At 65.5% G+C, this 20,956-nt stretch carries 16 protein-coding genes; 6 read left to right on the top strand and 10 right to left on the bottom strand.

Annotated elements, in window-relative coordinates:
• Positions 1-764 precede the first annotated feature (764 nt).
• Entirely contained in the window at positions 765-1,097 is a 333-nt protein-coding gene (locus ACFU5M_RS30360; protein WP_379054322.1) for a hypothetical protein, read from the top strand.
• A 228-nt stretch (positions 1,098-1,325) separates the two neighbouring features.
• On the opposite strand, the gene ACFU5M_RS30365 is transcribed toward ACFU5M_RS30360, so the two are convergent.
• From ACFU5M_RS30365 to ACFU5M_RS30395, 7 genes are all read right to left on the bottom strand, one after another.
• Positions 1,326-2,165, bottom strand: coding sequence for a DUF6551 family protein (locus ACFU5M_RS30365; protein ID WP_379054323.1), 840 nt, complete (start codon positions 2,163-2,165; stop codon positions 1,326-1,328).
• 1,075 nt (positions 2,166-3,240) lie between these two features.
• The gene (locus ACFU5M_RS30370) at positions 3,241-4,257 is read right to left on the bottom strand and encodes an HNH endonuclease (protein ID WP_379054324.1); all 1,017 of its coding nucleotides are present in this window, start codon (positions 4,255-4,257) and stop codon (positions 3,241-3,243) included.
• Between the two features lie 499 nt (positions 4,258-4,756).
• Complete coding sequence (locus ACFU5M_RS30375; RefSeq protein WP_379054325.1) at positions 4,757-6,331, bottom strand: hypothetical protein; 1,575 nt, start codon at positions 6,329-6,331, stop codon at positions 4,757-4,759.
• Positions 6,332-6,806: 475 nt separating this feature from the next.
• Positions 6,807-6,950 (bottom strand): hypothetical protein, encoded by a 144-nt coding sequence (locus ACFU5M_RS30380; RefSeq protein WP_379054326.1) that lies wholly within the window; start codon positions 6,948-6,950, stop codon positions 6,807-6,809.
• The gene (locus tag ACFU5M_RS30385; protein WP_379054327.1) at positions 6,947-8,698 is read right to left on the bottom strand and encodes a bifunctional 3-(3-hydroxy-phenyl)propionate/3-hydroxycinnamic acid hydroxylase; all 1,752 of its coding nucleotides are present in this window, start codon (positions 8,696-8,698) and stop codon (positions 6,947-6,949) included. Before ACFU5M_RS30385 ends, ACFU5M_RS30380 begins: the two co-directional genes overlap by 4 nt.
• Positions 8,695-9,726 carry a VOC family protein gene (locus ACFU5M_RS30390; protein ID WP_379054328.1) on the bottom strand — a complete coding sequence of 344 codons (1,032 nt, stop codon included), beginning with the start codon at positions 9,724-9,726 and terminating at the stop codon, positions 8,695-8,697. Before ACFU5M_RS30390 ends, ACFU5M_RS30385 begins: the two co-directional genes overlap by 4 nt.
• A complete protein-coding gene (locus ACFU5M_RS30395) occupies positions 9,723-10,592 on the bottom strand; it encodes an alpha/beta fold hydrolase (RefSeq protein WP_379054329.1) in 870 nt (289 codons plus the stop codon). The genes ACFU5M_RS30390 and ACFU5M_RS30395 overlap by 4 nt, the downstream gene beginning before the upstream one ends.
• Before the next feature lie 160 nt (positions 10,593-10,752).
• On the opposite strand from ACFU5M_RS30395, the gene ACFU5M_RS30400 reads away from it, so the two are divergent.
• Together ACFU5M_RS30400 and ligA are read left to right on the top strand one after the other, a co-directional pair.
• Complete coding sequence (locus ACFU5M_RS30400) at positions 10,753-11,391, top strand: TetR/AcrR family transcriptional regulator (protein WP_379054330.1); 639 nt, start codon at positions 10,753-10,755, stop codon at positions 11,389-11,391.
• A 58-nt stretch (positions 11,392-11,449) separates the two neighbouring features.
• The gene (gene ligA, locus ACFU5M_RS30405; RefSeq protein ID WP_379054331.1) at positions 11,450-13,438 is read left to right on the top strand and encodes an NAD-dependent DNA ligase LigA; all 1,989 of its coding nucleotides are present in this window, start codon (positions 11,450-11,452) and stop codon (positions 13,436-13,438) included.
• A 211-nt stretch (positions 13,439-13,649) separates the two neighbouring features.
• Here ligA and folE read toward each other — a convergent pair whose 3' ends face one another.
• Together folE and ACFU5M_RS30415 are read right to left on the bottom strand one after the other, a co-directional pair.
• Complete coding sequence (gene folE, locus ACFU5M_RS30410) at positions 13,650-14,246, bottom strand: GTP cyclohydrolase I FolE (protein ID WP_379054332.1); 597 nt, start codon at positions 14,244-14,246, stop codon at positions 13,650-13,652.
• A gap of 3 nt (positions 14,247-14,249) precedes the next feature.
• On the bottom strand, positions 14,250-14,573 hold the full coding sequence (locus tag ACFU5M_RS30415; protein ID WP_379054333.1) for a DUF2231 domain-containing protein: 324 nt from the start codon (positions 14,571-14,573) through the stop codon (positions 14,250-14,252).
• 127 nt (positions 14,574-14,700) lie between these two features.
• Between ACFU5M_RS30415 and ACFU5M_RS30420 the strand changes: the two genes are divergently transcribed.
• Together ACFU5M_RS30420 and ACFU5M_RS30425 are read left to right on the top strand one after the other, a co-directional pair.
• Complete coding sequence (locus ACFU5M_RS30420) at positions 14,701-15,393, top strand: helix-turn-helix transcriptional regulator (RefSeq protein WP_379054334.1); 693 nt, start codon at positions 14,701-14,703, stop codon at positions 15,391-15,393.
• A gap of 207 nt (positions 15,394-15,600) precedes the next feature.
• The gene (locus tag ACFU5M_RS30425; protein ID WP_379054335.1) at positions 15,601-17,067 is read left to right on the top strand and encodes a UDP-N-acetylmuramoyl-L-alanyl-D-glutamate--2,6-diaminopimelate ligase; all 1,467 of its coding nucleotides are present in this window, start codon (positions 15,601-15,603) and stop codon (positions 17,065-17,067) included.
• 91 nt (positions 17,068-17,158) lie between these two features.
• On the opposite strand, the gene ACFU5M_RS30430 is transcribed toward ACFU5M_RS30425, so the two are convergent.
• On the bottom strand, positions 17,159-18,580 hold the full coding sequence (locus ACFU5M_RS30430) for a lipase family protein (protein WP_379054336.1): 1,422 nt from the start codon (positions 18,578-18,580) through the stop codon (positions 17,159-17,161).
• A 758-nt stretch (positions 18,581-19,338) separates the two neighbouring features.
• On the opposite strand from ACFU5M_RS30430, the gene ACFU5M_RS30435 reads away from it, so the two are divergent.
• Entirely contained in the window at positions 19,339-20,526 is a 1,188-nt protein-coding gene (locus tag ACFU5M_RS30435) for a lipase family protein (RefSeq protein WP_379054337.1), read from the top strand.
• The last annotated feature ends 430 nt before the right edge of the window (positions 20,527-20,956 follow it).

Raw genomic sequence — 20,956 nt, forward strand, 5'->3', positions numbered from 1 at the left:
CCGCGCTACGCCACGCAACCGGCGCCCTGGCTACGCTGGCGGGCACCAGGCGCGGCGGTGCGTCGGCCGCACGCAGCGCCGTCACCACCTGAACCGAGATGGCTGATATTCGATAACCGAGAAGTGTGGGCACGACGAGAGCCGTACCCGACTTACCTCCCGCAGCCGCCCACGAATCGGCCGACGCTCTGCCCGGTCAACCGGCCGTGGTCCAGCCCTAGGATTCTGACGGGTGCGTGCGCAACACTGATACACATGGGAGAACAGCGACCGAGTGTCAGGCTCACGGTGGAAGGCACAGACCTTCTGGTCACGGTCTTTCCGGACTCCGGGGAGGTCCGAGTGTCGTCAGCCGAATTCGTCCTTGAGTGCGGAGATAACGGCAGACCACGGGGAAGTGGACACACACTCGTCATCACTCGCGGGCCAGTAAACCCCGTTGGTAGGACGATCAAACGCAGGCCAACCCATCACATCTCATTGGATCGCCAGATAGAACCGACCTAGAAGGTCTGCGCGACCTCCGGCCGCGTGGCCCTGCTGACTGGTGGCCTGCATTGTGTTCCCGCGCCCCTCCACCGTCAAGAGCGCTGCGCGTCAGCTTCGCTGATGGCTTTCGCCACCCTTGACCGCGGAGCCTCTACGCGAGAAGGGCAGGCCCTATCGGGGCAGGCGGGTAGCCAGCCCCACCTATGCGCAGACCACCACCCAGCAGGGCCAACCCATGTTGTAACGAGCGATCACCAGCGAGCGAGATACGGCGCATGACAACAAATCCGAGTTCGAGCGAGCCGGAGATCTACAGAACCGACCTCATCGACGGCCCAAGCACGCAGGGCACCGTCACTAATCACCGCCTCACCGCGAACGACATTGACGAGTCGTACGTCGGGAAGTTCATGGGCTGCCACGATGATCAGCGAGGTGTGAACTACCAAGCGAAGATTCTCAAGATCAAGAGGTGGGACTCTGGTCCGAGGCCCGGGCTGACCCTGTGGGTACGTCACGGCCAGGTTTTCGACCGCGCGGCCTATGACGACAAGATCCATGTCCCGTTTGACACCGAGATCGAGATCATCGAGATCGAACCGGCATGACCGGCTACGGGGACTCTCAGGCCGTATCCAGGCCGTGAGGGTCCCCGAACGCCAGAGAACTGGGCAGAACCGCAAAGATGTTCTTGCCCAGTTCAGAGCCATATTCGGTTGTATTTCGCCAGGTCGCCGGAGACGGCCGAGAGATCACCCAGATCTACGTGCGTAGCCCAAGTTCGGCGTCAGCGAGCCAAGAACCTCGACTGACCCGAACGACATCCAGACGCCTGTCTATGACGCGGTCTCAGGGCTGGACGGCGCCTTCTTGGGCCGGCCGCTCACGAGCGTCTTCTCGCGATCCAAGCCCACGTTGTACTCCTGGATGATATGCAGCGCCATCGGCGTCGACCGAGACGCCGACCCGCCGCCGCTCGCCCTCTGACGCACGGCGTTTTGCTTCCAAATCGTCGGAGAGCCTCCGCGCTTCAGTACCTTGATGAGCCGTGCGTCATCTGCAAGTTCCCAGTTCCCGGGCCAATCGAGCACCATGGCCACTGCCCGCAGGACGATGTTGTCCCAGGTGCTAGCGTCGCGACCCCAAGCTGAACTGACCACCTTCAACACTCGGTTGACCATTCCCGGCGTCTTACCCATTGCCAGCAGGGCCTGGACGGCACCGACACGATTCGCGCTCGGGGAGGCAGCTACCTGAAGGTCGTCGCCGAGCGCCTGCACTTCATCGTTGACGCGAATCGCGATGGGGTCACCCGCCGTAAGCGAGACCCGGAAGTTGTCGAATGGTTTGACCGGCTTGCGGTGCTTGTTTGCGGCGAGGAAGAGTTTTGCCTCCTGCTGGATGGTCAGCCCTTCATAGACCATCGTGTCGCGGAGGAAGTCGGGGCCCTCCTTCCTTATACAGGCCTGGTTGCTGTGTTGACCATCAATGATCACGTACGTGCCGTCGGCCCGCTTCGACACCAGAGCCGGCAGAAGCATCTCCGGGTCCCAGCCCTCGGTGATCTTGTCAGTCCAGGCGACAATCTCCTCGCGTTGCATGTAGAGACGCCCGGTATCCATCGACGGATCGACCGTGAGGTCACCCACCCTGATCCGGTCGAAGTTCTTTTTCACGAAGTTCTCCAATAGCTCATCGACGGCCACTCTGGGCCGAAGTTTTCACTAGCCTACGTCAGATCTCTGACCTGTACAAAATCTTATGGCGTAGAAGATCGATGAGGTCAGATAAGTTCTATTCCAACCTCCCGCCGCCACCGCCGCCCACTGGCAGGTGCGGCCGAGACTTTCCCTAATCAGCACCTGCCCCACCTCGTAATGAGTGGCTCGCGACTTCGTCTGGCCTGATCAGGCAGCAGGAAGGCAGCGACAGACTTGCCTACCAGAAGACGCGCAGGGACACGGAACGTCGCCAACCAGCAGCTCAGCGGCACTGCCCGGCTCCCCTCGACACCCGGGAGCAACGTTCGGGACGAAGAGGTCGATCGGATCTCGAACGAACCATCAAACACCAGGGCTAACATCCAAGCATGACGGCGAGTAGACCTCGACAGTCCGAAGGCCGCTGGCTGGTCTTTGGAGGCGTCTATCATCGCCTACCACCAGATAAGACAGACGTGATGATTTGCGGAGCCCGCATCGCGCCGGAGTACCGCTTCGTCGAACGCGTTTCGCGTAGGGCGAGGGTTTGCCTGGAGTGTCAGCGGGGCTCCAGTATGGCGGTGCCAGGCCCGGCTAGCCGACGGAAGAAGAAGCGCGCGAAGCTCGTCAGCCGACGAGACACCGATGCATACCTCAAGTGGGAACACGAGAGACGGCAGAAGGCGCAGAGCGCTCATCGGGCCGACCGCGCTACCTGGGAAGGGGACAACTCGGTGCCGACAGTCAGTGGCGGTCTGCCGGGTTGACCAGTAGCCGACACAACCAGCGCTACTAGTCGTACTAGGAGGCGTGAAAAGCTCGACAGCACCGAGGATGATCAGGCTCAGGAACGTTAGCCAGTCACTACCTTTCACCTGACGGATCTTCTCCCGCCCGCCAGGCCGTCTCCAGGCCGTCACACGCTCGGGAAGCACCAGAACCACTGAGAAGCCGTAAGAGGAATCTGCGCAGTTCACAACAGGTCTCATCATCCAATCGCCAGACGGCACAAGCCTTAGCTCAAGATCCTCGACATCTCCGAAGTCACTGGTCACTCGCCCCGTTCCATATTGGCTGCGATGAGTGCTCGCAATTCATCGGGCGTCAGCCATGGCGTGCCGCGATGGATCATTCGGTGGCAGTTGGAACACAGAAGGATCAGCTCGTCCAGAGAGGTTGTGGTGTCGCCAGAGGCGTGCAGGGGCACGATGTGATGGCACTCGGCAAACATCGACCCCCGCGCCCCGTAAACACTCTCGAAGTCGAAGCCACAAACCTCGCAGAAGACGCATCCATTCAACTTGGCGAACGTATTGATCTTCCTTTGGCGCAGGCCGCGGTCTCGTTCGCGCGAGTAGTGCCACCGCTTCAAAAGCCGGCCCTCTCTCGCAGCAACATCGCTCCCGTCGTCCTCCTGCTCGTCGTCAGGCGTCGCCGGCATCTGCTGAAAGCTCTCGGTTCGAGCGGCATCCCGAAGGAACTCGGCTACAGCGTGCATGTGTTCAGGCTGATCGGTGAAGTCTTGCAGGACAATCCGGTCCATCTCACCGCCGTTGGTTGGCCGTCCCTGATATCCAGGACGGTGCGAGGCAATGTCCGCAGTTTTACGCGCCACGCCGTTTGGATTCCGGAACGTATCGCTGCGCACCCCGTGGGGGTGAATCGGGAGAAGCTGGAGCAGGCCGGAAAGCTCGATGACTCGCTCGTCAGTGTCCTCCAGCTGACGCCAACCGTTCTGCATGACTAGATCACATGCGAGGATCACCTCGTCCCTAGTCCAATCAGGCGAGCGCCTGGGCGGCACCATGAATCCGAGCGCCCTCAGCTTCCGGGCGACCACACTTTCGCCTCCACTGAACTCGCTGGATTGCAATGGTTTTCGATCATCAAGGTAGCCATGCGCCGCACCGACAACCGCCTTGGAGGCATACCGCTTGCCGTCGTATTGAAGATAGAAAGCTCGCGCTTTGTCGAAGCCATAGCGCTCCAGAAACGCGTCCTCACCGAGCTTGTCGTACTCGCGCAACGCCGCCAACACGGACGGTCGAGTGATGTCCCCTACTCCCACGCCGAGACAGTAGCGCGCCAGACCGACACACGCGTGAGCGTCGAGAGGGTCTTCCTTTTCCCGAGCCCGCGGTCAGAGTGTCTGAGCGCCGGACCACGGGACCAAAACGGGACCACACGCTATGAACGATGACAAACAACCAGTCGATTCACCGACAACGCCGAACTATCTAAAACCCCCAACGACCTGGCTAAACGGCCCCCGGATCGACCTGGGGGTCAAGTGGTCGCAGGTTCAAATCCTGTCAGCCCGACAGACGAGAAAGCCCCTCTGACCAGCGTCGGAGGGGCTTTCTTCATGTCAGACCACACGGAGTTGGGGACCACGTGGGGACCGTAGATGCTGCGAGAGCAGGTTGCCGTCATCCGTCAAGGATTTGATGATGGAACAGCCGACGCTGCACTCCTCGGCGAGGTGGGCTTCGAAGGCCTTTTCGTGGGCAGATCTCAAGCCGGAAGGCCTTTCACGGATGCCCTTGCACGGTCGAGGTCGGTCGATGTCAAGCTAGCGTTTCTCCGGCGACTTCGGCGACGAACAGGTGGTGGGAGTAGATGCCGGGCGTTACCGAGCGCCAGGTGGATCTCGGTTCGTTGGGGAGGCGAAGGTTCAGGAGGTCGTTCCATTCGATGAAGGCGTATGCGGAGGTCGTCTCCGATCCGGCCAGTGCGCCGATGTTGGACACCGTGCGTTCGCCTCGTCGCAGTGCTCGGAGGGCTGCGGTGTGGGCGGGGTCGCGGCTGAAGGCGTTGATGTCGACTTTGCCGCTGGGGGCCGGGCTCGCTGTGGTGAAGGTGCCGCGCGCTGGAAGTGGCAGTGCGGCGGCCATTGCCGCGATCGCCGGCGGGAATGGGCTTATCCGGCCGAGCGCCTGTGCGTCGTTGATCAGCCGTGCATAGCCGATCGCGCGGATGGCTGCTGGGTCCATCGATCTGGTCCGGATACCGGCCGGGAAGGTGCCGAACTGTCCTGTGGTGACGATGTCCGCGGTCACCTTGCTCAGCGGTACACCGCTGGCCCGGATCGCGGCAAGGATTGTCGGGGCCTGGTCGTTGCCGTCGAGGATGGTGATATGGGCGATCAGCGAGGCGGGGATCAATCTGTGCCGCAGAGTGGCGGCGAGGCCGGCGTTGCCGCGGCTGTGCGCGCTCATGGTGATGTCCGAGACGGATGCGGGGCGGCCCACGCCGGCCAGCGCGTCGATGATCTGCGGCAGTGTGATGGTGAACGCGCGGCCCTGTTCCCCTCGCACGCCGACGAGGATCCGGTTTCCTACGTCGGCTGCTCCACGCAGGCCGTGGTGCTCGATGTGTGAGCTTCCGCCGATTACACCTCCGGCAGCGAAGAACACGTGCACATGGTTGACAAGGTCGACAGTTGCACCGGCCGGCACGAAAACCAGGAATTCGCCGGAGGTGTACGTCCGGTCGCCGAGCCGATCGGTACCACCCGGACCGGCCGGGCCGGATTCGTCCGCGCGAATCAGCGGCGCCCAGCCGGCTTTGCCGGTTCCTGCCAGCGTCGCCGCTTTGAGCCGGGAAATCCCCGCGAATGTCTCGGGTGTGGCACCGCTGCCGATCGCAGCGGCCCGTTCGGTGGTATAGACATCGTCGGTCAGATGCCACCGTGAATGCAGCAGATCCTGCACTACGAGTATGTCGGCCGCATGGTTCGGTTGCCCGACGCCCACGGCGGCTCCCAACTGGATGCCGTACTGTGCGGCGGCGACTTCGCGCGGCAGTACGGGCTCCAATGTCCGGTTCAGGGCGTTGCGCAGAAGCGTGAGATGTGACGGATCGGTCACCGCGGTGCCGGGGCCGAGCGCGGCGATCGCCGGGTAGATCGCGGTGTAGTCAGGGTTCTCGATACCCCACAACACGTGCATCCGGTCCAGCACCAACAGGACACCCTCCCGATGGTTCGTGGCGGGTGCGTCGCCGACCCCACCGCCGGACGGAAGATCGACCCGTGCGCGTTGCAGCCGTGTGCTTCTCGGCGACGCGAGCAGCCCCGCGATCGCCGCATTCCCCGCTTGGCGCTGCAGTCGGGCAAATGGATGGGCCGGTCTGCCGATCACGCGAGGTGCTGTCGCACTCGCGTTGTCGGTACCGCCGACCCGACGGGGCGACATATACACATCACCGAGTACAACCCGCGCCGATCCGGGCGAGCGACGCGCATAAGGCCAGCCGCGCAGGCAGGTTTCGTTGCGCGTTCGCGCAACCACCCGCCGACTGATGAGTCGGTCTCGTGAGCCGAGTGCCCGAACAGGGGCCGTTCGCCACACTGTCCAGATCCCCGCGCTCCGCCCGCACGTCCACTCCGCCATCGGCATTACTACCGCGAGTCGGGTTTGATGCAGCGCTGTCGCGCGCAGGACGTGCAGCGGTTCGGCGGCACCGCCCGAAGTTGTCGAGCGCGCAGCGCTGCTCACCGAGTGTGAACCAGCCGCAGGAGGCGGTGTCGGCGAGGCCGATGCCCAGTCGGCGATAGGTCGACGATCTCGAGGGCAGTCATCACGTGGCCGACCGCGACGCGCACGCTCACCGCGTTCAGCTGCACGGCACAGGCCACGCCGACATCCTCGCGGCCGGTGAGGTGCGCACCGGGGCGACGAGTTCGCCGCCGGCCGATGCGATATCGAGCCGCTGGGCGGCGGCCAGGATCACCGGTGAGTCGTTCTCGGTGGAGATCATCGAGACTCCTCGTATCGGGGAGGAAGATCGGCGCGGGCTGGTTCGTCGAGTGGGCGGGTGGCAAAAGTGGCCACCGGTTCGGCGGGCAGGCGCAGCTGGCGGGTCAATTCGGCGACCAGCGATGCCGCCGCTTCCGCGGTCGCGGTTCCGAAGACGAACCGATCGGGGCGCAGCAGCACCACCCCGCCCGGGCGCAGCCGGGCCTTGCGGAACCAGCGGATCAGCGCACCGGTGTGGTCTTCGATGTCGACGACGTCGTCACGGCCATCGCCCGGCTTGCCCTGCGGCCGCCGCCCGATCGGGTAGACGGTGACGAACCGGGCGTCGAGGGCGCGCAGGGCGGTCAGGTCCGCGGCGGAGAACGCCTGGCGCGGATCGACGCCGTAGCCGAGCACGGCGAAGCCGAGACCGAGCGTGTCGTCGAACCTGCGATGCCTGCCCTCGTAGGTCCGGATCTGCGGCTGCGGGGCCAGCGTGCCCTCCACCCCGCGCAGCAACGGCCGCGGCAACCCGAGAAACGCGCCGCGCCGGAATCGCGGCCGCGGTTTCATCTTGGCACCGCGGATCCAGCTGCCCAGGCCCGGCACGCGGACCGCGGTGGTGAGCCCGATGTCGCGAGCGGCCGCCAGCGCCTTGTTGTCGACCGAGACGATGTTCTTGTTGAGTACCGAGAGGTCGATCATGGCCTTGGCGTGCGGGCGGCGTTCGCGCTCGTAGCTGTCCAGGATCGCCGGATCGGCGCCGTGACGCAGGATCGCGGCGAGTTTCCAGGACAGATTGTCCGCGTCGCGCACACCGGAATTCATGCCTTGACCGATGAACTGCGGCGTCATGTGCGCCGCGTCGCCCGCCAGCAGGATCCGCCCTTCGCGCCAGTGATCGGCGACCACCGCGTTGAAGGTGTACACCAGTTTGCGCAGCACCTCGACCTCGTCCGGATCGACGAACCGGGAAATGTGGGCGCGAACGGTGTCCGGGTCTTCCATCTCCTCCTTGGTCTGGTCATCGTGCAGCATGAACTCGAACCGGTGGTGCCCACCCGGCTGCGGGCAGGACACGATCGGCAGCTTCGGATCGCAGACGAAGTCGAAGTACGGCAGGTGCCGGAACGCGTCGACACCGTCGCGCGCCTCGAGGTCCACCACCAGCCAGCGCTCGGGAAAACTGGTACCCGACATGTCGATTCCCAAATCGGTGCGCACGATGCTGCGACCGCCGTCGCATCCGACGAGGAACTTCGCCCGCACCCGTTCGACAGTGCCGGGATCGATCTCGGGTTCGTGCTTGCCGTAGCCGGTGCCGGTGCAGCCGGCGTGGTCGACGCCGACCCCCTCCTCATCCTGATCGAAACCGGTCACCGCGCGACCGCGGCGCACGGTGACGTGGGGGTAGCTCTTCAGGGCGCGTTCGAGGCCGTTCTCGAGATACGGCTGATACAGGAAGTTCGACACCGGCCAGCCCAATGGCCGCTCGATCTGACTGAACTGGGCCAGCAGCTTGCCGTCACCGCGCACCCACTGCACCGTGGAGTCGATATTCATGTCCGTGGCCAATTCGTCGGCTATACCGGCGGTCTGGAAGATGCGCATGCCCTCGTCGTCGGTGTAGACCGCACGCGCCAATCCGTAGAACTTCGGTTCCCGCTCCAGCACCAGCACGTCGATTCCCCTGCGTCCCAACAGGTTCGCCAGGGTGAGGCCGGTCGGGCCGAGGCCGACGATCACCACCTCGTGGTCGAACTCGCTCATCGCGACATCCCTCCGGTCAGTTCGGGCACGGTGATCTCCGGTGTGCGCAACCGCCCGGCCGCGGCGCGGACTCGCGCCAGCTTGTCGAGCACGGTCTCGGAGACCGTGTGGTGCCCCCAGATGCTGATGCCCTGATAGGTGGTGGCTTCCCAGGCCGCTTCCCGCTCCGGGGTGACGACGATCGGGTTCCAGCCGACCTCCAGCTCGAAGCCCGACGGGGTGACGCAGTAGAACGACAGCTCCCGGTCGTTGGTGTGCTGCCCGACCGACCACGCCATCCGGAAACCGAGTTCGGTGACCCGTCCGTATGCGGCGAGCATGTCGTCCAACGTCGCCGACTGGATGTTGACATGCTGCACCCGAGTGCGGAGCGGATCAAGCTTCACGCCGCGGACATTGGCGATGGCGATCGAATGATGGCGCTCGTTGACCCGCAGGAAACGGATCTTCATCTTCAGCCCGGAAATGTTCTCGTCGATGAAGTCCGAGAGCCGCGAATCGAACAGCGTGCGGTAGTAGCCGTGCATCGACTCCGGTTCGCGCGACACGATCGCCACATGTCCCATGCCCGCCTCACCGGTCACCCAGCCGGAACCGAGCATCCGCAACGGTTCGGACGTGGTCATCGGCGTCGTGAAGATCTCGGTGGCGATACCTTTCGGGCCGGGAAAGCGCCATAACCGCTGCACACCCCGCAGTGCGGTGTCCTCGGCGGTGCCCTCTTCGATCGGCACCCCCCGGTCGGCCACGCGCGCGAGGATCCGCTCGAAGGTCTCGTGATCGTCGATCTGCCAGCCCAGTGCGGTCACGTCCTCGGCGTGCCCGCGTCGGATCAGGAAGCGGCATGCGTGGTCATCGAGCCGGAAGCGCAGGGTGTCCTCGTCGAGCGCATCGGTGTGCATGCCGATCGCGAGCTCACCGAAACGACGCCACTCGGTCAGCCGCCGCGAGTGCGCCACCAGGTAACCGAGATGGACGGCGCCGAAAACCGAGTCGAGGTCGGTGTCGGGACCCGGGAAATCGTTCACCGCGACTCTCCGAGGAAGGAGACAGCCAATTCGTTGAACAAGCCGGCGCGCTCCCACTGCACCCAGTGCCCGGTACCGGCCGCGAGATAGAGATCGCAGTTCGGCATCCTCTCGGCCAGCATGCGACCGCCGCCCGGCCGGTTGACCTGATCCTGCGCGCCCCAGATCACCAGCGTCGGATGAGCGACCCCGCTCAACCTCGCGTCGCGAGTGAAGTCCATGCGCCACAGCGTGCGTAACGCCGCCGGTCCCGATGGGCGGCGCAGCGGTGGGTTCGCCACCACTTCCGGATCGACACTGGCCTGGTAGCGCCCATCGATGATGTCCTCGGAGATCGCGCTCGCGTCGTGGACGAGGTACTCGCGCAGGAAGGTCGCCAGTTTCGCCCGAGTCGGCCCCGCACCGGTGTAGTACGACAGCAGCGACTGCAAACCCTTGGTCGGCAACCTACGCGTGGTGCCGACTCCGCCGGGGCCCATCAGGATCAGCCGGCCGACCTTCTCGGGACGGTCCATCGCCAGCCGCAGCGCCGCGGCGCCGCCGTAGGAGTTGCCGATCAGGTGCGCTCGCGGGATGTCGAGCGCGTCCAGCAGGCCCCCGACCGCCGACGCGAGGTCGCCGAAGGGGTCGGACTGTTCGATGCGTTTGCTCGAGCGGCCGTAGCCCGGCATGTCCGGGACGATCACTCGGAACGTCTTCGCCAGGACCTCGATGTTGCGCGAGTAGTTCGATGCGCCCGACGCTCCCGGGCCTCCCCCGTGCAGCAGCACGACGACCGGCCCGGCGCCGGCTTCGATGAAGTAGATGTCGCGGTCGCCGACCCGGACCGTTCGCCCGGTCTCGACTCCGCTGTCAGTGCTTGTCACGGCCACCTCCATAGCTAGATGATGAAATCATCAGTCAAGATGAAGCCTGGCGTCAAGCAATTCTGATGTATTGATCAGAACTGTTAGAGCATCCTCACAAATCGGCACTGAGTGTTTTGTCAGTTATGATTCGCACGACAACACGACGTGGAGGGCCTGGATGACTGCCGAATCCGTGACGCGCACGCGCACCGACCGCCGCCGTGAACGCACCCGCAACGCCCTGCTCGGGGCCGCCCGCAAATTCCTGTCGGAGGGGCGTTCGGCGGTGAGCATCCAGGAGATCACCGACGCTGCCGACGTAGGATTCGGCTCCTTCTACAACCACTTCCACTCCAAGGACGAGCTGTTCGACGAGGCGGTGCGCTCGGCATTGCAGGTCTACAGCGAGATGCGGGACGGCATCGTGGCCCTGTACGACGATCCGGCCGAGGTCTTCGCCGTCAGCTTCCGCATGACCGGCCGGCTGCAGCGGCAGATCCCGGAGATGGTGCGCGTGGTGCTCAACTCCGGGATGGGCGTGATGCTGCGCGACGAGGGACTGGCCCCACGAGCACGCCGCGACATCCTCGCCGCGCAGCAGGCCGGTCGATTCGAGCCGATGGACCCCGCCCTCGCCGTCATGGCCGCCGGCGGCACACTGCTCGGGTTACTGCAACTGCTCGACGCCGACCCGGCCGCGGACGCCGACGCACTCGCGGACGAGATGACCTACCGCGTGCTGCGCATGTTCGGCATGAACAAACGCACCGCCCAGCGCCTCAGCTCCGGGCCACTTCCGGACTTGCCGGAGTTGTAGACGGACGAACCTCGTCGTTCCGTGTGGGTGTCGGTGGGTGTCGGTAGCGTCGAGTGTTGTGGAAACTGGGGAACACATCCAAGAACTCGCGGACCGCATCGTGGCGCTGCGTGACGCCTACTACCAGGGCTCGCCGTTGGTCGCGGACGCCGAGTACGACGCGCTCGAGGACGAGTTGCGTGGCCTGATCGAGGCGCACCCAGACCTCACGCCCGACCCGAATCCGCTGGAGCAGGTCGGCGCGCCCGCAGTGCTGCACGCCCCGGTCCGGCACTCGCGTCCCATGCTGTCACTCGAGAAGGCGACCAAGTCCGAGCAGGTCGCGGCGTTCTTCGACCGCTTCCCCGGCCAGCCGGTGGTGGTGATGCCGAAGCTCGACGGCCTGTCGCTGGCCCTGGTCTTCGAGGAGGGGCGGCTGGTGCGGGCCGTTACCCGGGGTGATGGCACCACCGGTGACGACGTGACCGTGCTGGTCCGCGCGTTGGTCGATGGCGTCCCCGAGCGGATCGACGTCCCGGGGAGGGTAGAGGTACGTGGCGAGGCGGTGATGCTGCGTTCGACCTTCCTCGCCTACAACACGGCGCATCCCGACAAGCCGCTGATCAATCCGCGCAACGCCGCGGCGGGCACGCTGCGAGCGAAGGACCCGGCCACGGTCGCCGAGCGTCGCTTGCAGTTCTTCGGCTTCGACTTGGACACCTCCGCCGCCGCGGCGGCCGACCTCGGGGCGGGGCTGCGGGCACTGGGCGTCGCGGGTGCGCAGATGCGGCTGTGCTCCGACGCCGAGCAGGCGCAGGCGGCGATCGCCGCGATCGAGCAAGGCCGCAACGAACTCGACTACGACCTCGACGGCGCGGTGCTGCGGCTGGCCGACCGCGATGCCTACGCGGCGGCCGGGACTCGGTCGAACTCCCCACGGGGCGCGCTGGCGTTCAAGTTCGCCGCCGAGGAGAAGACCACGTTGCTGGCCGACGTGGTCTGGGACGTCGGCAAGACGGGCAAGATCGTCCCGGTCGCGTGGCTGGAGCCGGTGTTCGTGGGCGGCACGACGGTCACGAAGGCGACGCTGGCCAACCAAGAGGTGATTCGCGCCCGCGACATCAAGGTCGGTGACACCGTGCTGGTGCGCCGCGCGGGTGACGTGATCCCGTTCGTGGCGGGCGTGCTCGACGCCTCCAAGCGCACCGGCGAGGAACGCGACATCGTGCCGCCCACCACGTGCCCTTCGTGCGAGCAGCCGGTGACCGAGCAAGGCAACAGCCGAGAGCTGTTCTGCACCAACGTCTCCTGCCCGGCACAAACGGTGCGCAGGCTGATCCACTGGGCGTCGCGAGCGGCGGCGGACATCGACGCCATCGGGCCGGTATGGATCGAACGCCTGGCCGAAGCCGGCATCCTGGAGCGTCCGTCGGACTTCTACACACTGACAAAACAACGCCTGCTCGAGTTCGAACGCATCGGCGAGGTCTCGGCGGCGCGCATGATCGACTCGATCGATGCCAGCCGTCAGGTCGGCCTGCGCCGCGCGCTGATCGGCCTGGCGATCCCGATGGCCTCCGACGGCACCGCCGCTCGTTTGGCCCGAACGGGATTCCGCTCTCTGGAAGAGGTCGCCGACGCGGGCGAGGAACGGCTCGTGGCGGTGGAGGACATCGGACCGAAGGTCGCCGCCTCCCTCGTCGCGCACCTCACGCGCCTGCGCCCGGAACTGCGGCGGCTGCGGGAGGCGGGCGTCTGCCTGGATGTGCGTACGGAAGACCTTCCCCCGGTCGTCGCGGCCGGCGCGCCCTTGGCAGGGAAGACGGTGGTGATCACCGGCGCTATCAGCGACCCTCGCTCCGGTGAGAAGGTTGCCCGCCCGACGTTCCAACGCCTGTGCGAGAAGGCGGGCGCGACGGCGGCGTCCTCGGTCTCGGCGAACACCGACCTGCTCATCACCGGCGCGGGGGTGGGTGAGAGCAAGCTGACCAAGGCGGAGAAACTCGGCGTCGAGGTTGTCGACCAGGGCGAAATCTGGAAGCTGCTGATCACCGCCAACATCATCTAGATCTCGGCGCGCCCGGCCGGGCCACACGACCGGAACGTGCCGAAATGACTCGCGCCTCCGTCCCGGCAGGTCACGGCCGCCGCATCGGCCGGCGGTGGGATGGCGGCGCGGATGAGAAGTCGATCGCGATCGGCGCTTTTCGAACTGTGATGGCGGCGGGCCGCTGACTATGCCCGGCTCGGTCGCGCTCGCGGCCAGGTGCGGCTGGGTATCAGTGTGCGATTCCGGTGAGGGAGAGGAACTCCTGGCGAGAGCGGGCGTCTTCACGCAGGGTGCCCAGCAAGGTCGAAGTGACCGTGGTGGTGCCGGTGGCTTGGACGCCGCGCAGGGTCATGCAGGTGTGCTCGGCCTCGATGACGACGCCGACGCCTCGGGGTTGCAACTGTTCGGCGAGCCAGTCGGCGACCTGTTTGGTGAGTCGTTCCTGGACTTGGGGGCGACGGGAGAAGTGCTCGACGATGCGGGCGAGTTTGGATAGTCCGAGGATGCGCTCGCCCGGCAGGTAGCCGACGTGGGCGACGCCGACGAACGGCAGCAGGTGGTGTTCGCATACCGACCGCAGCGGGATGCGGCGGGCGAGGACGAGTTCGTCGTAACCCTCGTCGTTGGGGAACGTTGTCAGATCGAACGGTCGCGGGGTGAACAGTTCGGCGTAGGCACGGGCCATTCTTCCGGGGGTGGCGTGCAGGTGTTCGTCGTCGAGTCCGACACCGAGCGCGGTGAGGAACTCACCGGCCGCGCGCTCGGCGGCGGCCAGGTCGATGGTGTTGACCGGTTCGTGGACAACGCGGAGAGCAGGGCGTGACATGGGCTAGCTCCTTCCGACGCCGAGAGCGGTCGGCAGCATCGATACGACAGTCTCGTCGGCGAACACACCGTGCCCGCCGACGACCGAGACGGGGAAGCCGACCGTCGCGGCGGCCAGCGCGCCCGGTACACCGATCGCGATCAGCCACCGCGCGCCTTCGGCCGAAAACGCAGGGTTGGCCGCCACATTGGAGGCGAGGTCGAACACCACGCCAGCGACCGACGCGCCGATCGGGACCGTTACCAGGATCGGGTGGAGCGGGTGCGCGTACGGCCCGGCCGGTGCCACGCTCACCGGTTGCTTGCCCTGTTGCGGTCCGCCACTCATCACGCCTCCATATCTCACCGAATAATACCAAAAATTATTGGTGTAATGGGGTAGAAATCAACCCCTTCGCATGTACTGGACAGACAGTGGTGTTTTCACCTACTCCAATAGACGTTATTGTGAAGGAGTGACCAACGAAGCGGCAATCGGTGCCGTCGCGGTTCTCGATGACGAGTCGCGACGCGGGATGTATTGGTTCATCCGGCGAGCCCGGCGGCCGGTCACCCGGGACGAAGCTGCCGCCGAGGTCGGGATCTCTCGCAAGCTGGCCGCATTCCATCTGGACAAGCTGGTCGACGTCGGGCTGCTGCGCGCTCGGTACGAGGCACTCGGCGGCGTTCGCCGGGTCGGGCGCACGCCCAAGGTCTACGAACCCACCGACGTCGATGTCCGGGTGAGCATTCCCGAACGCCGCTACGAGGTGCTGGCCGAGATCCTGATGGCCGCCGTGCTGAGCGAGCGCGAAGACGAAACGGCACGCGAGGCGGCGATGCGGGTCGCGCGGCGACGCGGCGAGGAACTCGGCGGCGCCGAGCGGGAACGAGTCAAACCCGGCCGACTCGGGCCCGAACGCGCTCTGACCCTGATGCAGGGCATGCTCGCCGGGAACGGCTTCGAACCCAGCCGCGAAGCCCCGACCTGCGTACGACTGCGCAACTGCCCGTTCCACCCGCTGGCAACCACCGCCCCCGACCTGGTGTGCGGGCTCAATCATGCCTTCTGCTCCGGCATACTCACCGGTCTGGGCACCGACAGCGTGCGCGCGGTACTCGCACCACGAGACGGCGAATGCTGTGTCGAAGTGCGCGCAGCGACCTGAACCACCTCGACGCTGCCCATCCGCGGTTCGACCGGATGCCGCGCGGGCATGTCGTCGGACGGCGTATCGGTATCCGGTGCCGACGGTGGACGCGAACGGCGTAGTTCGACAGATCAGCGGTTGTGAGGTGGTTCACTGTCCTCCATGACCGCGCAGATCAGGGGTGTCGATCGTCCGCGACCGCCGCGTCACCGGTCTCTGAGCGATATGGTTGTGCGTTTGGGCCAGCCATGGAACTCGGCCGATCTCGTCGGGGAATCGACGATCACGGGAATCAGTCAGGATTCCCGGCTTGTCTCTCCCGGCGAGGTGTACGCGGCGCTACCTGGTTCCCGCCACCATGGCGCCGCCTTCGCGGTCGAGGCGGCAGCCCGCGGCGCCGTCGCGGCGATCAGCGACCGGCCATGTGCCGCGCTACCGACGTTCGTGGTGGACGACCCCCGGCGCGTATTGGGTCCAATCGCCTCGTGGATCTACGGTGAACCCTCCCATGACCTCGACGTGTTCGGCGTAACCGGGACCAACGGCAAGACCAGTACGGCCTATCTGCTCAACGCGGGGCTGAGCGGAGCAGGAATCGAGACCGGCCTGATCAGCGGCGTCACCATCCGCGGACCGTGGGGCGCGCGCCCAGCGGTACGGACGACACCCGAGGCCAGCGAACTGCAACGAACGCTGGCAGCGTTCCACTCGGGCGGCGCGTCCGCGGTCGCGCTGGAAGTGTCCAGTCACGCTCTCGCACTGCACCGAGTGGATGGGATCCGATTCCGCGTCGGTGTCTTCACCAATCTGGGCCCCGACCACCTTGATTTCCACAACGACCTCGAAAGCTATTACTCGACGAAAGCCGAACTGTTCTCGACCGAGCGATGCGAGTACGCCGTCATCGGCGTCGATGACGACTACGGCCGACGTCTCGCCGCAGAAACCGAGGTTCCACACTGCACCTTCTCGACACAGTCCACGGCGGCCGACTTCTACGCCGACCACATCCGACTCGACGAGCACAGCACCTCGTTCGTTGTGCACGGCGCCGACCACAGCGCCGCGGTCCGGCTCGAACTCTTGGGCCGCCACCAGGTCGACAACGCCCTCGGCGCGATCGCCGCCCTGTCGGCAGCAGGCATCGACCTCGATCCGGCGATCGCCGGTATGGAAAGCATGGAATGCGTTCCGGGCCGCATGCAGCGCATCGACGCCGGACAACCGTTCCTGGCATTCGTCGACTACATGCACAACACCGCAGGCCAGCAACGGCAATTCCCCTACCTGCGGTCCTTGACCAACGGCAAGGTCATCGTCGTCATCGGAGCCACCGGTGAACGCGACCCCGGCAAACGCCGCCCCCTGGGGTGGACAGCGGCAACCTTCGCCGACACGGTCATCGTCACCGACGAAAGCCCTTTCTCCGACAACCCCGCTCGACTCCGAGAAGACGTCGCCGCCGGCGCCTACGCCGCCGATCACGCCGAGGTCATCCTCGAACCCAGGCGCGCCGACGCAATCGCCATGGCAGTCGCCCTCGCGCAACCCGGTGACGTCCTCGTCGTCGCCGGCCGCGGACATGACCCCGTGCAAACATACGGCGCCACGACACTCGCCTTCGACGATCGAACAGAACTTCGATACGCACTGGAACGCACGACGGCGGAAGATTTCCCACCTCGCCGGTGACCCTCTCAGCGAGTCAGAAAGCCACCACCGGCAACGCCGCTACAGTGCGAACGACCCGCCCGGCCCGCTGGTCTCGGGCAGCGGCCGCATTTCAGCGAGGCGATGTCGGATCCGCGTCGGGGAAGGCGGGACATTCGTCGGGGGCGGGTTCGCCACGGAGGCGGGCATCGAGCCAGGCGATGGCTCCGGGGAAGCCGGTGGCGAGTCCGATGACGTGTTCGCCGGGCTCGCTGCGGAAGACCGAGGGGACACCGCGTGCGCACTGCTGCCGGTACAGCTGTCGAGCCCCCTCGAAGGGGATCCACAAATCGTGGGCTGCGTGGTAGATGTACAGCGGCGCGGCGGATCTGCGGTCGCTGAGGTCGGTGCGTGCGAAGATCTCCTCCGCTATATCGCTGTCGAGCGGGTGGGCGATGTTTGCCGCGATGTCGATCGGTAATCCGAGTACGCCCATCGGGCCGTCGACTTCGCCGCAGGCGTTCTTGATGGGGGAGGTCGCCACCCATTGGGCCAGGTTGTTGAGGTATCCGAGGATTTCGGGGTGTTCGCGCGACATCGCCAGCACGACCACCATGAGAACGCCGGAGGCGAAATTGCCGTTGAATCGGTGTGCGATGACTCGATTGTCGGTGACGAGTCCGCCGGTGGTCACGCCGACGAGAACGCCGGCCAGCTCCGGTGCGTACTCGTCGAGCAGCATGGCCGTCGAGTAGGAGGCGATGGCGCCGCCGGAGTATCCGCCGACGGCGAAGCGACTGTCGCGGAATTCGCCCGCGGGCATCGAGCGGACGACGCGGATGCCGTCGAGTATGACGTGTCCGGCGACATTGGGTTCCCCGTAAGACATCCAGGGGCCTTCGTGATCGGGGATCAGGACCGCGTAGCCCCGGCTCAGAGCCCAGGCGGTGGTCGGAGGGAACACATCGGTGACATTGCTTCGGCTGAGCAGTCCGTGTGCCATCGCGTAGCTGGGGGTGCATCGCATGCCGAGGGAGTTGATCGGCAGGGCATCGACCAGCACGGGCCTGTGGCCGGGCTCGGGCCATTCGGTGGGCGGGGTCACCAGCGTGGCTGTGCCGTACGAGGGCGCTCCCGTCGCGGAGGTCGATCGGAATTTGAGCAGCGATGCTCGGCCGACGGGCGCCGGTATCAGTTGAGCAGCCGTCGCGGTCACGTCGCGTTGTTCGAGCAGATCTCCGGGGTTCGACTCGTCCAACCGCTCCGGCCACGTGTCGAAGATCGGATCCCCTGTCGGCGGGGACTGCACCGCACGCCACAGTGCGGCGAGTTCCGGGGACAGGTCGGCGGTGGGTGGTGAGAGCGCGGGCGGTATCGGCGGTGCGGGTATCACCTGGTCGATCCGTTGCTGAAGTTCAGACGGGGCCGACGCTCCGGGCTCGCCCTCGGCTGCGGCTCGGTGTTGTCCGGCCAGCAGCAGACAACCGACTGTGATCGTGATCATCAGCGTGCGCAGCGACCGCGCGCGAGTGGCTCGCGCGTGTCGATCGATCATTCCGCTTCCTTAAGCGATCGGTGAACAGGTTCCGAGGCCATGGGTGTTTCGAACAGCCTCGCAGGTCGATGCCGTCTCGTCGCTGAACGCTTCGCGTACTGCGCGTTCCGAGCGGCCGTCGCCACAGTAGTGGTCGCGTCGCCGATGAGAACGGCCGCTGTTGATCTTTGGGGACATTCACTTGCGATCGGTTGCGTCGTCTGGTTTCTCCACAAAACAAGCGATAGCCGGCACGCATACCACCTGGAACCGGCGATGCCGCACGGCGGCGAGCTACCGGAGCGTTCTACAACCGGCACTTGCCAACGGCGCGAGATCCGTTGTCCGACTTCGTGAGAACGCATAGAAGACAGTTGGCGACAGGGGGCCGGGGGCACGGTGGCGTTGTCGCTGCGGTCGAGATGGGCGAAAGCCGTCACCCCGGGCGGTGACCCAAAGAAGCACCGCCGTTCCCGGCAATCCCCCCGGCATTGTGAAAACCACAGTTCGGCCGATGATCTTGCTGTGAGATGCCAAGAAACCTTATGCATCCGTGCCAGATCGAGGGAAGCGACTGTCGATACTGACGAAAATCTGGTCGATCAAGGGTGAGGTTCGTGAAGCCGCTTCTGGCAATCGTGATGACAGTGCTTGTCGGTTGTGCGTCGCTGTGCGGGCAAGCTTCCCGTGCGCATGCGGATCCGCCGGACGGTTCGCCCACGCCATCAGCGCCGGAGGTCGCGGGTCCCTCACCACTACAACAGTGGATCGACAACACGATGCCGGCTCCGCCCCACACCGCGGACGGCGCGCTGTGGCGCGGGGTACTGCCGTCGGCGACGGACGATCCGATCTTCGACGCCTGGCCCGCCGATCTCGGAACTCTGGCCCCCGGTCAGATCATCGAGAAGCGCGACGTCTCGGCGACAACGGCCCCGAGAATGGCGACGCCCATTTCGCGAGCGACGCTGTTGAAGTTCCGGTCCACCTCGGCGACGGGCGGGCCCTCCTTCGGAACCGCGACGCTGATAGTCCCAGCGACCGCGTGGACCGGAGCCGGGCCCCGGCCGGTGGAGGTGAACGCGTTGCCGATCAATTCACTCGGGTCGCACTGCACCCCCGGGTTCCAGATGTCGCACGATCTCTTGGATCGCCCCAACACCGATCTGCCGGTCTTCCTGCCGTCGGTCTGGTGGGCGCTGAGCAAAGGACACGCGGTCCTCCTGCCGGACCACGAGGGCCCGCTGATGGCATACGCCGAACCGAATGTCGCCGCACACGTGATGCTCGATGCCATTCGCGCGGTGCGCGCCTACTCCCCCGGTGAATTCGGTGACAGTCGCTACGTGGCCATCGGCTATTCGGGTGGTGCGATCGCCGCCTACGCGACGGCCATGCTGCTCGATGAGTACGCACCGGATCTGTCGGGTGTTCTGATCGGCGCGGCCGCGGGCGGACTGGTCACCGACAACGCGAACGTAGCCCATCGGTTCAACGGAAACATCTCCTCCGGGATCCTGTTGACGGTGGCGCTGGCAATCGCACGCGAACACCCCGAGATGCTGCAGTACATGAACCATCTCGCGCAATGGGTGGCAACCTCGCCGATCCGTGACATCTGCGGCGACGCCTCCGGGCCTCTCGGCGTGGTCGGTATTCCGATCGACGTCGCGGCGAATACCGCGAACTCGCTCGACAGCCCGTTCGCCGCGAAGATGTTCGACCGATTGGACCTGACCGGACGGACTTCCACCGTCCCGCTGTACATCTACCACGGCTTGCACGATCCGTGGATTCCGCTCGACGACGCCCAGCGTATGTACCGGCAGCAGTGCAGCCGCGGCGTTCCCGCCGTCTTCCGCGTCGTAGGCGGCGAACATCTGATCGGTTACGTCACCGGCTATCCCGAACTCGGCGGCTGGATCGACGCACGCCTACGCGGCGAGCCCGCACCGAGCGAATGCTGAGCGCGAGACCGCGCTGCGGAACCCGAACGACCCCGTCGCAGCGGCGTCGCCGTCGTCCCGCAGATGACCTCGACATCGCGCGAAAAAATCTATCGTGGCGAGTCTAGACATTCAGGGTAGGTCCGTGTAACTTCTGTGGGGCGAACGAAAAAGGAAGTCTCGATGGCACGGGAGATGACGAACTGCCCGTGAAGTTGAAGACGGCGGGCGCGGCTGCGGGACCACGACGCATTACGGTCCCGCCGCCCGCCGGGCATGCAAAGTGAAGTGCACGAAGAAATGAAGTAACCCGTGAACAGAAGGGAGGAGTTGCCTACCGTCGCGTCGCCCACCGGTACGGATAGTTCGGGCGGCGACCGAAGTTCGGATACATGTCGGAAGATGGTTAGTAATTCCCCTAGTGCCCCGGTGCCATCTGGCACCGGGGCAC

The sequence above is a fragment of the Nocardia sp. NPDC057455 genome (genome assembly GCF_042802775.1).
Lineage (GTDB): Bacteria > Actinomycetota > Actinomycetes > Mycobacteriales > Mycobacteriaceae > Nocardia.